This window comes from Streptomyces glaucescens, from assembly GCF_000761215.1.
Classification (GTDB): Bacteria; Actinomycetota; Actinomycetes; order Streptomycetales; family Streptomycetaceae; genus Streptomyces; species Streptomyces glaucescens_B.
The window spans coordinates 3,453,255-3,468,410 of record NZ_CP009438.1 but is presented as its reverse complement, the minus strand read 5'-3'; the positions used below and the strand labels follow the sequence as shown (position 1 = coordinate 3,468,410).

At 75.7% G+C, this 15,156-nt stretch carries 11 protein-coding genes; 4 read left to right on the top strand and 7 right to left on the bottom strand.

All coding sequences use genetic code 11. The features are described 5' to 3' along the window. Positions 1-232: 232 nt before the first annotated feature. The gene (locus SGLAU_RS14900; RefSeq protein WP_043501839.1) at positions 233-1,333 is read left to right on the top strand and encodes a citrate synthase 2; all 1,101 of its coding nucleotides are present in this window, start codon (positions 233-235) and stop codon (positions 1,331-1,333) included. Positions 1,334-1,379: 46 nt separating this feature from the next. Here the strand turns inward: SGLAU_RS14900 and SGLAU_RS14895 are convergent, their stop codons facing one another. Beyond that, complete coding sequence (locus SGLAU_RS14895) at positions 1,380-2,399, bottom strand: isopenicillin N synthase family dioxygenase (RefSeq protein ID WP_043501837.1); 1,020 nt, start codon at positions 2,397-2,399, stop codon at positions 1,380-1,382. Between the two features lie 767 nt (positions 2,400-3,166). Here SGLAU_RS14895 and SGLAU_RS14890 point away from each other — a divergent pair. Then, on the top strand, positions 3,167-4,567 hold the full coding sequence (locus SGLAU_RS14890) for a PAS domain-containing protein (RefSeq protein ID WP_043501836.1): 1,401 nt from the start codon (positions 3,167-3,169) through the stop codon (positions 4,565-4,567). Positions 4,568-4,592: 25 nt separating this feature from the next. Here SGLAU_RS14890 and SGLAU_RS14885 read toward each other — a convergent pair whose 3' ends face one another. Next, positions 4,593-5,348: an SIS domain-containing protein gene (locus SGLAU_RS14885; RefSeq protein ID WP_043501834.1), complete on the bottom strand. Its 756-nt coding sequence runs from the start codon at positions 5,346-5,348 to the stop codon at positions 4,593-4,595. Positions 5,349-5,630: 282 nt separating this feature from the next. On the opposite strand from SGLAU_RS14885, the gene SGLAU_RS14880 reads away from it, so the two are divergent. Together SGLAU_RS14880 and SGLAU_RS14875 are read left to right on the top strand one after the other, a co-directional pair. Continuing rightward, entirely contained in the window at positions 5,631-6,323 is a 693-nt protein-coding gene (locus SGLAU_RS14880) for a metal-dependent transcriptional regulator (protein ID WP_043501831.1), read from the top strand. Between the two features lie 629 nt (positions 6,324-6,952). After that, complete coding sequence (locus tag SGLAU_RS14875) at positions 6,953-7,819, top strand: alpha/beta fold hydrolase (protein WP_043501829.1); 867 nt, start codon at positions 6,953-6,955, stop codon at positions 7,817-7,819. 32 nt (positions 7,820-7,851) lie between these two features. Here the strand turns inward: SGLAU_RS14875 and SGLAU_RS14870 are convergent, their stop codons facing one another. From SGLAU_RS14870 to SGLAU_RS14855, 5 genes are all read right to left on the bottom strand, one after another. After that, positions 7,852-8,505, bottom strand: coding sequence for a hypothetical protein (locus tag SGLAU_RS14870; protein ID WP_078957725.1), 654 nt, complete (start codon positions 8,503-8,505; stop codon positions 7,852-7,854). Then, the gene (locus SGLAU_RS35240) at positions 8,502-8,669 is read right to left on the bottom strand and encodes a hypothetical protein (protein ID WP_159072781.1); all 168 of its coding nucleotides are present in this window, start codon (positions 8,667-8,669) and stop codon (positions 8,502-8,504) included. Before SGLAU_RS35240 ends, SGLAU_RS14870 begins: the two co-directional genes overlap by 4 nt. Positions 8,670-8,687: 18 nt before the next feature. Then, positions 8,688-13,229, bottom strand: a complete 4,542-nt coding sequence (locus tag SGLAU_RS36695) for a CHAT domain-containing protein (protein WP_052413763.1) — start codon at positions 13,227-13,229, stop codon at positions 8,688-8,690. A gap of 3 nt (positions 13,230-13,232) precedes the next feature. After that, a complete protein-coding gene (locus SGLAU_RS14860; protein ID WP_159072780.1) occupies positions 13,233-13,973 on the bottom strand; it encodes a hypothetical protein in 741 nt (246 codons plus the stop codon). Positions 13,974-14,291: 318 nt separating this feature from the next. Further along, the gene (locus tag SGLAU_RS14855; protein WP_043501826.1) at positions 14,292-14,945 is read right to left on the bottom strand and encodes a bifunctional DNA primase/polymerase; all 654 of its coding nucleotides are present in this window, start codon (positions 14,943-14,945) and stop codon (positions 14,292-14,294) included. Positions 14,946-15,156: the final 211 nt, after the last annotated feature.

Sequence of the window (15,156 nt, the reverse complement as noted above, 5' to 3'; positions counted from 1 at the left end):
TTCATCACGCCATGGCACTGAGTGCCGCGAAACCTCCCCAAGGCTGGCACTCAGGGATATCGTGCTGGGACCGCCCCGGTGGGGTGACCGCCCTCCGCACGGGGCATCAGTCGAGTGACCGTTCGAGACCGCGAGCCCGTCCCAGGCCGTGGATCCCAGGGCGATCGCTCATGTCCACAGCCGACGCCGGGCCCGCCCACCACCCGTCGCACACATCACGAGGAGCCGCCTGATGTCCGACTTCGTACCCGGACTCGAAGGAGTCGTCGCGTTCGAGACGGAGATCGCCGAACCGGACAAGGAGGGCGGCGCCCTCAGGTACCGGGGCGTCGACATCGAGGATCTGGTCGGCCACGTCTCCTTCGGCAACGTCTGGGGCCTGCTCGTCGACGGCGCCTTCAACCCCGGCCTGCCGCCCGCCGAGCCGTTCCCCATCCCCGTGCACTCCGGCGACATCCGCGTCGACGTCCAGTCCGCGCTCGCCATGCTCGCGCCCGTCTGGGGCCTGAAACCGCTCCTCGACATCGACGCCGAACAGGCCCGCGACGACCTCGCCCGCGCCGCCGTCATGGCCCTCTCCTACGTCGCCCAGTCCGCCCGCGGCCAGGGCCTGCCCATGGTGCCGCAGCGCGAGATCGACAAGGCCCGGTCCGTCGTCGAACGCTTCATGATCCGCTGGCGCGGCGAACCCGACCCCAAGCACGTCGCCGCCGTCGACGCCTACTGGACCTCCGCCGCCGAGCACGGCATGAACGCCTCCACCTTCACCGCCCGCGTCATCGCCTCCACCGGCGCCGACGTGGCCGCGGCCCTCTCCGGCGCCGTCGGCGCCATGTCCGGCCCCCTCCACGGCGGCGCCCCCTCCCGCGTCCTGCACATGATCGAGGAGATCGAGCGGACCGGCGACGCCGAGGCCTATGTCAAGCGGACCCTCGACAAGGGCGAACGCCTCATGGGCTTCGGCCACCGCGTCTACCGCGCGGAGGACCCCCGCGCCCGCGTCCTGCGCCGCACCGCCCGCGAACTCGGCGCCCCCCGCTTCGAGGTCGCCGAGGCCCTGGAGAAGGCCGCCCTCGCCGAACTCCACGCCCGCCGCCCCGACCGCGTCCTCGCCACCAACGTCGAGTTCTGGGCGGCCATCGTCCTGGACTTCGCCGAGGTCCCGGCGCACATGTTCACCTCGATGTTCACCTGCGCCCGCACCGCCGGCTGGTCGGCGCACATCCTGGAACAGAAGCGCACCGGCCGCCTCGTCCGCCCCTCCGCCCGCTACATCGGCCCCGGCCCGCGCGACCCCCGCGAGATCGAGGGCTACGCGGACATCGCCCACTGACCCGGGCACGGCACCACGCCCGCGGTCACGCGGGACACGCGGACACTCACGCGGGGCTCAGCAGCCCCGCGTGATGGCGTTCCGCCACCAGCGGATGCGCCCGCAGCTTCCCCTTCAGCTCGTTGAAGCCGTACTCCGCGAACAGCGGGTTCGCCGGATCGTCGGTCACCCCGGGAGCGGCGGAGGCGTGCGGGAAGGGCAGCGGCTCGATCCGGGCGTCCAGCCGCGGGTTGTAGAAGAAGGGCACCGAGAACCGCTCGGTGGCACCGGGCGGCGAGACCACCCGGTGGTTCGTGGCCACCAGGTAGCCGTTCGTGGCCACCTCCAGCAACTCCCCGAGGTTCACCACGAACGCCCCCTCGATCGGCGGCACATCGTGGAAGAGCCCGTCCTCCCGCTGCACCTGGAGCCCGCCCACCTCGTCCTGCAGCAGCAGCGTCAGGAACCCGTAGTCCTTGTGGGCGCCCACCCCTTGGTCCGCGCCGTCCACCGCGCTCCCCGGATACCGCACCAGCTTCAGATGCGGGTGCGCGTGCTCCCCGAAGATCGGGTCGTAGAAGTCCGCCGGAGCGCCGATCGCCGTCAGCAGCTCGTGCAGCAGCCGCTCCGCGACCCCGCTGAGCCGGTCGATCCACGCCAGCGCGGCGGTCCGCAGCTCGGGCAGCGCGGCCGGCCACTGGTTCGGCCCCTGCAGCCACCAGTACGCCGGCTCGCCCGGCCCCGGGACCCGGACCGGCCGCTCCGCGCCGATGTCGAGCTGGTCCCGCCAGTCCCGGGCACCACCGGTGCGCTCGTCGCCGATCCGCGTGTAGCCGCGGAAATGCGGGGAGTTGACGTTGTCCAGCGCTGTCCGGTCCGCCTCGGGCAGGGCGAAGAACCGCCGCATGGCGGTAAGCAGCGCCCGGGTCTCGCCGTCCGGGACCCCGTGCCCGACGAGCTGGAAGAAGCCCACATCGCGGGCGGCGGCGTGCAGCCCGGCGTGCAGGGCCGCCCGGGCCCCGGGCCCGGCGTCGGCGGCGGAGAGATCGATGACGGGAAGCTGCTGGTACGACGCGTGAGAGTTCATGGAGACATCCGCAGGGGTACACGGGGGCCCGCGCCGCCGCCGGGGTGGGGCGGGACACGGCGCACCGGAGGACGGGGATGGGGAAGAGCGGCGGTCAGCCGGAGGAACGGGGCCGAAGCGCTCAGACGGTGGAGCGTCGACAGCCCATGCTCGTGACGCGGACGAAGTCCACATGGCGGCGTCGAACGAGCGGAAGCATGCGCCCAGGGTACTGCCCCGGGAACGCAGACGACCCGCGAGTCTGGTTCCTCCGGGGAGGAGCCGGCCGGACGTACCGGCGACTCGCGGGTCGGGTGACTGCTTGGGATTGGGCCGGCTGCACGCTACGTCCGCGTGCTGATCCGGCACCGCACAGAGTGGGTGACGGGCGCTAGCCCGCAGCCACCTCACGCGTCCGGTTTCCATACATTCGCCGGATCACCTCCTTTCGGTGTGTACGCCACCTTATGAACGCACGGGCCATCGCTCAAGCGATTTTCCGAGCGACTTATGGCGACGGCTCTGGACGCGTGGTGTAGGCGTAGCCGTCGCCGCGCTGCCGCAGCCGGAGATTGCGGTGCGAGACGTTGATCCGCCCTGCCGGCGTGACCAGGCTGTGCCGGCAGGGGAGTGCGCGTCCGCGTCCCTGCGGGGCAGGCGCGGCGACTGCTTGATTCCTCGCAATCTTGCGGGAACCATATGTGGGCTGCATCACGTTCCAGTTGAATGAATGCCTGTGAGCACGATCGACGTGCCGTACGTGCGGACACAGCCTGCAGGGGGTTCAGGTGAGTGCTTCCCGGCGTAGGGGGACCACCGACGAGCTCGGGCCGGACGAGCCCGAGCGGGACGGTGCGGATCTGCTGGCCGCGTTGCTCGACGGCATGGACGCCGCCTTGTGCGCGTTCGACGCCGACGGAGTCGTCACGCACTGGAACCGCGAGGCCGAGCGGATCCTCGGCTGGACCGCGGCCGAGGCCGTGGGTCGGCGGGGGTTCGCCGGCTGGGCGGTGCGCAGCGCGGACGCCGAGGAGGTCGCGGCGCGGCTGTTGTCGGCGATGCACGCGCCGGGCCGGCAGGTGCACGAGTTCGCCCTGGTGACCAAGGACGGTGGCCGGGTGCTGGTGCGCATCCAGTCGGCGGCCGTGCGCGGGCCGGACGGCAGGCCCGCCGGGGTGTACTGCGCGTTCAGCGAGGTGCACACGCAGATCGACCTGGAGCGGTCCATCGCGCTGAGCGAGGCCCTGTTCGAGGACGCGGGCTGGGGGGTCGTGCTGGTCGACGCCGATCTGCGCCCGGCGGTCGTCAACGCGCACGCGGCCCGCGCGCTGGGCACCGGGCGTACGGCGGTGCTCGGCCGGCCGCTCGGGGATCTGCTCGCGCAGGGCGTGGAGGAGCTGGAGGCGGTGCTCACGCATGTGCTGGCCGAGGGCGCGCCGCCCGCGCCCGCGGAGATCTGGGTGGCGGTGCGCACCGCGGACGGGGAGCGGCGGCGGTGCTGGCGCTGCGGTTTCGTGCGGTTGTCGTCGCCGCTGGCGGAGGAGCCGGTGCCGCTCGGTGTGGGCTGGCTGTTCCAGGACGTCACCGAGGCCAAGCAGGGGGAGCAGGAGGCGGCTCTGCTGCGGTTCCGGGCCAATCAGCTGCACCGGGCGGCGCGGGCGGCGGCGGAGTGCGAGGACCCGGTGGAGGCGGCGGTCGTCCATCTGGACTTCGCGCTGGCCGGTTTCGCCGATCACGCGCTGATCGACCGGGTCGCGGGCGGCGGGCTCGCCGACGGCGAGGAGACGGGTCCGGTGCGGCTGCTGCGGGTCGCGGTGGCGCCTTCGGGCGGGGGTGGTGCTCCCGGTCCGACGGTGTCCGCGGGGCGGGCGGGTCTGCCGGTGCGGTACGCGCAGGGGCATCCGGCGCTGCAGTGCGTGGCGCGGGCCGGCACCGTGCGGGCCGGTGTGGGCGCGGTGCCGGCGGACGAGGCGCGGGCCTGGGCGCGGGCCCGGCAGTGGCCGGAGGACGCGGTGCACGCGTTGTGCGCGGTGCTGCGCAGCCGGGGGCGGACGCTGGGGGTGGTGACGTTCCTGCGGGGGAGCGGGCGCAGTGCGTTCGAGCGTTCCGACACCTCCTACGCGGAGGACGTCGCCGTGCGGATCGCGGGGGCGTTGGACCTGGCGGGGCTGGTGGGGCGGGACGCGTAGGGGCCGGGCGGCCGGCTCCGGGCGTTCAGTGGTGGTAGAAGATCCGGTCCCCGTATGCGTCGAGGATGCGGCCGTTCCACTCGTGGCCGCCGTCGACGTTGCCGGAGCGCAGCAGCGGGGGTTCGATGCCGCGGTCGGCGAGGACGCCGGCGGCGGTGGCCATGGTGGCCTGGAGGAGGGCGGTGGTCACGACGGTGGAGGCGGGGGCGAAGGGCGCCGGGACGCCGTCGAGGGTCAGTTCGGCGTCGCCGACGGCGATCTTGGAGTCGAGGACGATGTCGCAGTGGTCCTTGAGGAAGGTGCCGGAGGCGTGGCGTGAGCCGGTCCGGGTGGCGTAGGCGACGGAGGTGACGCCGATGACGTGGATGCCGAGGGCGCGGGCGGTGGCGGCCATCTCGACGGGGAGGGCGTTGCGGCCGGAGAGGGAGACGATCACGAGGGTGTCGCCGGCGCGGAGCGGGGAGCTGTCGAGGACGGCGGCGGCGAGGCCGTCGACGCGTTCCAGGGCGGAGCCGAGGGTCGCGGGCATGACGTCGACGCCGACGACGCCGGGGACGGCGAGCAGGTTCATGAGGGCGAGGCCGCCGGCGCGGTAGACGAGGTCCTGGGCGGCGAGGGAGGAGTGGCCGGCGCCGAAGGCGAACAGCCGGCCGCCGGCGGCGACGGTGTCCGCGATCAGGGTGCCGGCCGCCTCGATGGCGGTGGCTTCCTCGTCGCGGACGCGTTGCAGCAGGCCGATGGCGGCGTCGAAGTACTGGTCGGCCGGCTTGCTGTCGCCCATGCGAGCTCCTTCGCGCCGTTGCGGGGGTGGTGTGCGTGTGTCGCGGATCACGGTGCGGTCTGGACCACTGTGCTGTCAATACGGGGCGGGGGACGGGGCGCGGGGGTGGTGCGGGGGCCGGGTGAGGGGACGGGGTCCGTTCCGGCCATTGCCCGTCCGGGTTTCGGCGGCGCGGCACGGTTGTCAGTGGTATCCGGCAGAATTGATGGCAGGGCCAGCGCAGGAGCCGAGCGCCGTCGAGCCTTCGGCAGAGCTAATCGCAGAGCTAATCGAGGGGCACGTATGTCCGGACTGATCGACACCACGGAGATGTATCTCCGCACCATCCTCGAGCTGGAGGAGGAAGGTGTGGTCCCCATGCGCGCCCGGATCGCCGAGCGGCTCGACCAGAGCGGGCCGACGGTCAGCCAGACGGTGGCGCGGATGGAGCGTGACGGCCTGGTGTCCGTGGCCAGTGACCGGCATCTGGAGCTGACGGAGGAGGGCCGCCGGCTGGCCACCCGTGTGATGCGCAAGCACCGTCTGGCCGAGTGTCTGCTCGTCGATGTGATCGGCCTGGAGTGGGAGCAGGTGCACGCCGAGGCCTGCCGCTGGGAGCACGTGATGAGCGAGGCCGTCGAGCGGCGCGTCCTGGAGCTGCTGCGCCACCCGACCGAGTCGCCGTACGGCAATCCGATCCCGGGGCTGGAGGAGCTGGGCGAGAAGGACGGCGCGGACCCGTTCCTGGACGAGGGCATGGTCTCGCTGGCCGAGCTGGATCCGGGCCTGGAGGGCAAGACGGTGGTGGTGCGCCGGATCGGGGAGCCGATCCAGACGGACGCCCAGCTGATGTACACCCTGCGGCGGGCGGGGGTGCAGCCCGGTTCGGTGGTGAGCGTGACGGAGTCGGCCGGCGGTGTGCTGGTGGGCAGCGGTGGCGAGGCGGCCGAGCTGCGGTCGGACGTCGCCTCGCATGTCTTCGTGGCCAAGCGCTGATCGCCGTCCGGTGTTCCGGGCCGGTGCCCGTTGGTGTGGGCGAGGGTGCGTGAGGGTCCGTGGCTGCCGCGGCGGGTGTGCCGGGTGGCCCGAGTGGGCGTTGTGACGTAGTCCCGTCGATCGCGCCGGAATCCGGACCTTCTGTGCCGGATCGCGGCGCCGGGCCGCTTCGCGTGCCAGGCCGGCGCTGGGCCCCGTGGGTCGCGTGGGTCACTTGGGCCGGGTGGCCCGAGGCGGTGACGTGGGGCGTCGGCCGTGGGGCGGTGAGCGTGCGGGGAGGGCGTGTGGCTGACGGATCGTCCGGTTCTTCCGAGGGCCCCGGCGCCTTGCGGCGCCGGGGCCTGACCTCCCCTGTTCCGACCCGGAGCCCCGAGCTCTCAGGGTCGTCCCCCTCGGACCGTTTTCCCCGAGCGGTCCGCCTCCCGCTGAAGATCTCCCCCCAGGAACGGCGGTCATTCCTGGCGGGGGGTCACTCGAACGAGGGGTGTTGTCCGCCGGAACCCCATTTTCGAATGCGCTTTCGATAGTCTGCGGGGGCGGACAGCACACCGCACGGCAGCGGACAGCAGCACCAGAGCACGACCAGCAGGACTCAGGCGTACGAGCGGAGCTTGGGGGGTGCCGGGATCATGGCGCGGCGCATCGAGGTGACCGGAGCGGGCGGGGTACGGCTCGCGGCCTGGGAGTTCGGCGACCCGCCCAAGTCCGGTCCCGACCCGGCCCCCGCCGCACCCGGGGTGCTCCTGCTGCACGGCCTCATGGGCCGCGCCGCCCACTGGGCGCCCACCGCCCGCTGGCTCTCCGGACGTCACCGCGCCGTCGCACTCGACCAGCGCGGCCACGGCCAGAGCGAGAAACCCCCGCCGGCCGCCCTCACCCGGGAGGCCTACGTCGACGACGCCGAGGCCGCCCTGGAGCAGCTCGGCCTCGCCCCCGCCGTCCTGATCGGCCACGCCATGGGCGCGCTGACCGCCTGGCAGCTCGCCGCCCGACGTCCCGACCTGGTCCGCGCCCTGATCATCTGTGACATGCGGGCCTCCGCGCTCGGCGCTGCCTCGCAGCGCGAATGGGCCGCCTGGTTCCGTTCCTGGCCGCTGCCGTTCGCCACCCTCGCCGACGTCCGCAAGTGGTTCGGCGAGGACGACCCGTGGGTGGAGCGGCCCAATCCGGCCCGCGGCGCGTTCTACGCCGAGGTCATGACCGAGACCCCGGACGGCTGGCGGCCCGTTTTCGACCCCGAGCAGATGCTGAGGTCCCGCGAGACCTGGGTGCACGACGCCCACTGGGAGGAGCTGGCCCAGGTGCGCTGCCCCACCCTCGTGGTCCGCGGCCTCGACGGCGAACTGGGCCGGGCCGAGGCGCAGGAGATGGTCCGGGTGCTGCCCCGGGGCGCGTACGCGGAGGTCGCCGACGCCGGCCATCTCGTGCACCACGACCAGCCCGAGGCCTGGCGCGCGGCGATCGAGCCGTTCCTGGAGGGCGTCCGCGCGCCCTGAGCACCGTACGGCCCGGCGTCCCGGACGACTCCCTAGGCCCGGCCCGTCACCGTCAGGAAGCCCACCGCTCCCGCCGCCACCAGCAGCACCGCCAGCAGGCACCAGCGGCGGGCGGTGTGCAGGGCGGCCCGGATCTGCCAGACGTGGGCCATGGCGAGCAGCCAGCGGACATGGGGGTCCGTGCGGGCCACGTTCGCGCGGGCGCGCTCCAGATGCCGTCCGAGCAGCCGACGGCGGTCCGGGTCGGTCTCGGCGGCCAGCGCCCGCTGGACGTTCACGGCGACGGCCCGGTGCCGCAGCAGATCGTCCACCCCCGTGGCGGCGGTCCCGAAGAAGTCGCCGGGAGCGGCGTCGATCAGCTCCCGCAGCCCGCGCAGCGCCGGTTCGCGCAGGGTGGCCGTCGTGGTGACCGGCGGGATGAGCACCCGGCTGACCTGCCACACCGCCAGGCTCACCCCGGCCAGCGCGACCAGCAGCGCCACGCCGGCGAGCACCGCGTCCCCGAGCCCGCGCACCTTGCCCACGGCGACCAGCGGCCCGCCGCCGATCAGCGCGGCGCCCACCATCCCGAACGCGGCGATCATCCACCGGGCCGCCGCGCGCAGTTCCGGCACGGCGTCCAGGGGGGAGGGCAGCGCGTCGAACGGCAGCGGCACCGCGCCCGAGGCGGGCGGTGGCGTGGTCACCGTTCCCCGGCCGGATCGTGGTCCGACCTGGCCACCAGGAACGGCGTCCCGTCGTCCTCGGGCACGTCCGGATACGGCACCCAGCCGGTGCCGTCGTAGAACTCCAGCTCGCCGTTCCCGCCGAGCCGTACGTCATTGACCCGTGGCTGCTCCGGCTCCGCCATACGTCCTCACCCCCGCGTTCACCGACGGTCCCGTTCCATGTTCCTGACGCACCGCAGCACGGCCGAAACCACCGCACGGTGGGTCGGCTGCCGCAGCCGCTCGGCGAGCGCCGGGTCGCGGGCCCCGTCCAGGATCCGCGCCAGCACCGGAGCCAGCTCGGCCAGCGCGGGGTCGGCGCGGAAGCCGTCCAGGGTGTCCCGGGCGACCGCGCCGGGGTCGCCGTGGCCGGTGGCGGCGGCGGCGAGGCCGCCCAGCGCCGGACCGAGGTGCATGGCCGGCCACAGGGCGACCGGCACCTCGTCGTCGCCCGCCGCCTCACCTGCCGCCCCGCCCGCCGTCTCCCTCCGCAGCGCGGCCAGCGCGCGGGCCGCGACGGGCGCGTCCAGCGGCCCGAGACCGGCGGCGACCAGCCCGTCCCGCTCCCCGTCGAGGATCCGCCCCAGCACCCCGGCCAGCGGCGCGCACCGCGGATCCAGCGCGCCGTGCCGTGCGAGCTGCTGACGCACCTTCACCCGGGCCGCCGTGTTGCCCCGCCCGGCGGCCACCAGGCCCGCGAGCACCGGTTCCCAGACCAGCGCCCACACGGCCTCCACGGCCCCGGCGGACACCGGGGCCCGCCCCGCACCCCCGCCGTCCCCGGCACCTCCGCCGTCCCCGGCACCCCCGCCGTTCCCGGCACCTCCGCCGTCCCCGGCCTCGACACCCCCGCCGTCCCCGGCACCCCCGCCGTCCCCGGCACCCCCGCCGTCCCGCGCCGCCAGGGCCCGGGCCCGCGCCACCAGCCCGGCCAGCACCGCCCGGGTCCGCCCCGGATCCCCGGCCACCCGCGACAGCAACTCCTCCAGGGCCACCCCCGGCACCTCGCCCACCCGCGCGCACAGCACCGCCGGATCGTCCGGCGGGTCGGCGGCCACCGGCCCGAACACCCGCAGGTCGTGGGCCACGGACCGCACCGCGTCCGCCGTCCGGCCCCCGGTCAGCACCCCCAGCAGCGCCCCGGCCAGATGGTGGGCGACCGCGCCCGCCGCGTCCCGCGCGTACAGGTGCAGGAGACGGCCGAAATTGGCGTGACCTACCGCGACGGTCGCCGGGACACCGGCGCGGTAGGCGTACCGCAGGCAGTCACGGCCGCGGGCGAGGGCGAGCGCACCGCGCCCGCGCGCGTCCTCCACGGTGGCCAGCGCGCCGTAGACCTCGCCCAGGTGCAGTGGGTCGTCGGCGGCCTCGAAGCTCTCCCGGCACCGCTCCAGGGCCTCCAGCGCCTCCCGCGCCCGGCCGAGCCGCAGCAGCGGCAGGTACGAGGGGAGCAGGGCCTGCGCCAGGTCGGCGCCGGGTGCGCCCCGCCCGGTCTTGGACGCGCACAGCAACGCGTTGTACTCCAGAGCCGTCTCCCACCGCTCCGCGTGGACCGCCGCCCGCTGCACGGTGTCGCAGAACTCCTCCCAGACCTCCCACCACAGCACGGCCTCAGGGCCCCGCCGCTCCCGGGGCAGCGCGTCCATCCGGCGGCGCAGCCCCGGCGCCTCGGCCAGCACCGCCTCCGCCTCCGCCCGTTCCACCCGCACGTGCAGCAGGTGCACCTCGCCGAGCAGCCGCGTCCAGGGGCCCAGCGGGGACCTGCGGGCGTGCTCGGTCTCGGCCGTGGCCAGGGCCAGCGCCTCGTCCAGTCGCCCGGCGCGCAGGCACAGCCCGGCGAGCGAACCGGCCGCCTGGGCCGCTGCCGCGTGGTCACCGGCCGCGAGGGCGGCGGCCAGTTCCGCCCGGGCCTGCCGTTCGGCGGTCGCCGGATCGGTCGCCCACAGCACCTCGGCCAGCGCGCCCGAGGACGGCCGGGCACCGCCGTGGGCGGCGGCGAGGGCGGCGGCCCGGCGCAGCACGGGCAGCACCCGGGCGCGCGTGGCCCGGGTGCTGTCCCGGCGCAGCACGGCGTGCAGCAGCGTCTCCGCGCCCTCCCACCGGCGGGTGCGCAGCAGATAGGGCGCGGCGGCCAGGCCGGCCCACGCCAGCACGGGACCGGCGAGCCGCGCCCCCTCGGCGGCGGTCCCCTCCCGGTCCCAGGCCATTCCGAAGACGCGCACCCAGTACCCGGCCATCAGCTCGTCCACCTGGCGCCGGAACTCCTCCCCGGCCCGCCGCCGCCCCTCGGCGGCCACGGCGGACTGGATGTCGTACGACTCGGCGGCGCTCCCGGTGTCCGGGCGCCGCGGCGTGACCAGGCCGCACGCGGCCAGGGCCGCCGTGCCGGCCGTGGCCGGCTCCTCGGGGTGCCCGAGGCGGGCGCGCAGCTCGGGCCAGGTGTGGTCGACGACGGCGCGGGTGCGGTCGTCCTCCTCCAGCCGGCACAGGAAGTGGAACAGGTCGCGGTGGGCGGGCGGCAGCCCGTCGGCGATGCTGTCCGTCCAGGCGCGCAGGACGCGCAGCCGGTCCCGGCCGCCGCCGTTCGTGCCGTCGCCGTTCGTGCCGCCGTCGCTCGTGCCGTCGCCGGGCCGCCCGTCGGTGAAGAACCCCTCCGGCGGCCCGGCGGCCCCCAGCAGCGCGGTCAGCCGCGCCGGGTCGGCGGCCTGCCCGTCGGCCAGCTCCAGCAGCTCGGGGTGGCCGCGCGTCACGTCCAGCAGCGCGGTGACGTACCGCCGTCCGGTGCTCGCCGGTACGCCCGGCAGCCGCCCGTCGGCCAGCGCCGCCAGCCGGGGCAGCTCCCGGGCCAGCAGTACGGCCTCGTCCGGGCCGAGCAGGTCGACCGGTTCCGTGCGCAGCAGCGGTCCCGCGTCCGGCGGCCGCGCCCGGCCGGTGACCACCAGCCGTCCGGCACCGGCCCGCGCGGTCAGCCCCGCGAGCAGCCGACCCCAGCGCCCGTCCCGCCAGCCGCCGCCCGGGGCGAGCAGTCCGTCCACCCGGTCCACGACGACCAGCAGGCGCCGCCGGTCCAGCCGGCCGGCGACGGCCGCGACGAACTCGCCGAACCGCGCGGGATCGTCGAGCAGCGGCACACAGCCCGGCTCGGGCACCGCCCGGTCCAGGGCCAGCGCGAGATCGGCCAGCACCGAGCCCGGCTCCGCCTCCTCCGGCACCCTGCACCACACCACCGCGTCGAAGGCGTGCGCCTGGGTGGCCGCCAGCTCCCGCGCGCACGCCGTCTTCCCGGCCCCCGGCATCCCCAGCAGCAGCACCCCGCACAGCCCGCTGCGCGGCGCGAGCGCGGCACTCGCCCGCGTCATGACCCCGCCCCGCCCGACGAACCGCTCGGCGACACCGGGCGCGCCCCCGCCCCCGGCGACCACAACGGCCCCCACGCGCGGTCCGCCCCAGACGGCGGCCCCCTCCTGCGGGCGGTCCTCGGCGAGCGCGCCTGCGCGCGGGCGGTCCTCGGCGGCCGCACGCGCGCGCGGCCCCTGCTCCGCCGCCGCGTCCGTGCCCGCCGTGGCTTCGGGGACCAGCCGCAACGTCGCCGCCCGTGCCCCGAACAGCGCCGGAGTGGCGGACCGGTACGCCGGGCCCGCGGTGTCCGAGGCGGTGGTCACCGCCTCCGTCAGGGCCTCGGGGAGCGTGCGCCCGCCCAGCAGCAGCCCGTACAGCGACTCCGCGAGGGCGATCGCGAAGGGGTCCGCGACCGGGTGGCGCATGGCGAGCACCGCGCAGTCCAGTCGCTCGACCAGGGCCCCGGCCAGCGCCCCCACCGTCTCCGGCCCCGGCCCCGCGGCACCCGTGTCCAGGGCGCCGTCGACGGCGGGCGCGCCGAGCGCCAGCCGCTGTTCCCGCGCGGCCAGCGCCCCCGACCAGCACGCGGACAGCGTCACCAGGCGCACCCCGCGCGCCTCCGCCAGCAGCCGGGCGAGGTCGGGTGCGCGGACCCGGTCCGCCCGCCCGGTGTCGGTCTCCAGGAGGAGCTCACCGGGTGTGCCGTGGGCGGAGACGTGGACGACGTCCCAGCCCCCCGGCCGACGCAGCAGGGCCCGGAGCCGGTCGCGGGTCACGCCGTACTGGAGGGTGTGCAGCTCCACCGCACGCCCGGCCCGCTCGCACAGCCGGGTGAGCGCCCTCCGCTCGCGCCGCAGGTTCAGGGCCGCGCTGCCCTCGGGCAGGCTGAACAGGGCCAGCATCCGCACCGGCCGACCGGGCGCGGGCGTGTCCCGCCCGGCGGGCCGCTCACCGATCTGTGTCACCGGGGTCAGACCCCAGTCCGCCAGTGGGCGTCCGCGCAGCCGGGCCGGCTCCAGCGGCAGGTACAGCAGCCGCCGCGCCCGGGGCACGTCGGCCGGGACCACCACCCGCAGCACCGCCGGAGCGGCGTCCGTCAGCGGTCCGGCCGCCGGCCCGAGGATGCGCTCCCCGGCCCAGTCGCCGGCCTCGCGCACGATCTCCCGCTCCCGGGCCGCCCGCTGGTCGGGCGCGGTGTTCCGGCGTACGTACCCGGGGAGGTCGAGGAGCGCCTCGAACTGCGGTGCCTCCCGGTCCAGCCGCACCTCGTGCCGGGCCAGCACCCGCCCGCCGGGTGCGGTCAGTTCCCAGCGCCACCGGTCGAGCCCGTCGAAGTCCCGTACGCGGAGGATGAGTTCGCGCACGGCTCAGAGGCCGAGCAGTCGGCGCAGCGACTGGACCTGCCGTACCGAGTTCCCCACGGCCGCGCGGGCCGGGTGGGTGGACGGCAGCTCCCGCAGCGCCTGTTCGTACATCCGCTGGGCCTCGGCCAGGTGCCGCACCTGCCCGCTCTGCGCCAGCCCGGCGAGGGCGCCGCCGAGGTTGACCAGGCGCACCGGGTGCATCGGGTCGTCCAACGGGGTGCGGTCGAGGGCCGAGCGGGCGTACCGGACCGCTTCGTCCAGGGTGGTGGGGTCGGGGTGCCTGCGGGCGCGGCGCAGCAGGGCGTTGGCGAGGTTGGACTCGGTGCCGGCGTACTCGGGGTGGCCGGTCGGGAGGACGTCGAGGCAGCCGCGGTAGAGGGCGATCGCCTCGTCGACGTCCTCGGTCCGGCCGCGGTGGTCGAACGCCTCCTGCAACGACGTGGCCAGCGAGGACATATGGCGGGCCACCTCCGGGTCGCCCGGCGGGGAGGCGTCGACCGCCTGCCGTCCGCAGGCCAGTGACAGGTCGAGCTGTGCGGGGTCGTGCTCCCGCTCCCAGCTCAGCCGGTGCAGCATGCACAGCGCGGACAGGGCGGACGCGTGGTGCGGATCGGACCGCGGGTAGCGGTCCCTGGCCCGTCCGGCGGCCGTCACCGCGCCCCGCAGCAGCGTCACGTCCCCGGTCTGCCCGTACGCGAGCCGCAGCCGTTCGGCGACCTCCAGGGCGTCGTCGAACGGGCCCACCGCGGGCACCTCGGGCGTCGTGGACCTTCTCCGTCTGCCGAACCACCGGACCACAGTCGCCCCCCGCGTACGTGGATGCCCTGACACCTCCTACGAGATGTCCGAACTGCCGTGCCCCGAAACCGGATACGTCCCGCTTTGCTCGCCGCCGCCAGGATCCCGGCGGCCGCGCGGCCCGGGTGGCGCGGCCGGCCGCGGACGGCGCGGGCGAGCGCCGTCCGGGGGCGCGGGGCGGTGCGCGCCGTCCCGGCGTCAGGGCCCGGACGTCACGGGCACCCGCGCTCGCCGGCGGTCAGCGGCCGGGCGGGCCGCCCGGTGTCAGCGGTCCCGGCCACACGCGTAGGCGAGCGCCGGGACCAGCTCCTCGGCGTCCGGCAGCCAGCGGTTCGCCGGAGTCGGCCGGCACGCCCACTGCACGGCCCCCCGCGACCCGTACCGCGTGGGCGGCGCGGCCACGTAACCGCCCTCGCCCAGCGTCTCCAGGTCCAGCGTCGCCGGCGACCAGCCCAGGTGCCGCAGCAGCCCGGGCACCTTGGCCGCCGCCCCGGGCAGCACGAAGAACTGCATCCGCCGTGCCGGGGTCAACGTGACCGGTCCCAGGGTCAGTTCCATGCGCTCCAGGCGCGCCAGCGCGAGGAAGCCCGCCGTCTCGGGCACGTGGACGGTGTCGAAGGTGCGTCCCGTGGGCAGCAGGATCGACGCGTTCGGCCGCTGCTGCCACATGCGGCGCACGACGGTCGCGCTGCCGGTCGCCCGGGTCGCCCAGTCCGCGTCCGCGGGGTGCGCGCCGGGCTCGTCGCACAGGGTGTCGCCGCAGGAGCAGTGCTGTCGTCCGTCGACGGTCTCCAGCCAGGTGCCGGGGAACACCTCCCAGTGGCGATCCTCGGCGTAGCGAACGGCGGTCTCCAGCAGCGATGCGCCGCGCTGCTTCGGAATGTGTGCGGCTTCGGTGGCCGGGAGCGTCTCTTCCACGAAGGGCTCAACTCCCGTGCTCACCGCGGGTTACGGCCCTGGCCGCGCGCGGGGGAGGAGCACCGGTCCGGCGTCCGGGGCGCATGGGTGCATGGGTGGGGGCGCGCGCGGGGATCAGTGGCGGCCCGGGGGTAGCCAGGAGGGGAACGGGTGGGCAGGGTGCTGTTCACCCCGCCGGTCCGGGCAATCCGTGCATGCTCCGCGTTTTCGT

Coding starts and splice junctions, on each gene's coding strand:
- SGLAU_RS14900 (WP_043501839.1), top strand. CDS start 233: ATGTCCGACTTCGTACCCGGACTCGAAGGAGTCGTCGCGTTCGAGACG.
- SGLAU_RS35240 (WP_159072781.1), bottom strand. CDS start 8,669: ATGGCGGAGCCGGAGCAGCCACGGGTCAATGACGTACGGCTCGGCGGG.
- SGLAU_RS14895 (WP_043501837.1), bottom strand. CDS start 2,399: ATGAACTCTCACGCGTCGTACCAGCAGCTTCCCGTCATCGATCTCTCC.
- SGLAU_RS14885 (WP_043501834.1), bottom strand. CDS start 5,348: ATGGGCGACAGCAAGCCGGCCGACCAGTACTTCGACGCCGCCATCGGC.
- SGLAU_RS14880 (WP_043501831.1), top strand. CDS start 5,631: ATGTCCGGACTGATCGACACCACGGAGATGTATCTCCGCACCATCCTC.
- SGLAU_RS14875 (WP_043501829.1), top strand. CDS start 6,953: ATGGCGCGGCGCATCGAGGTGACCGGAGCGGGCGGGGTACGGCTCGCG.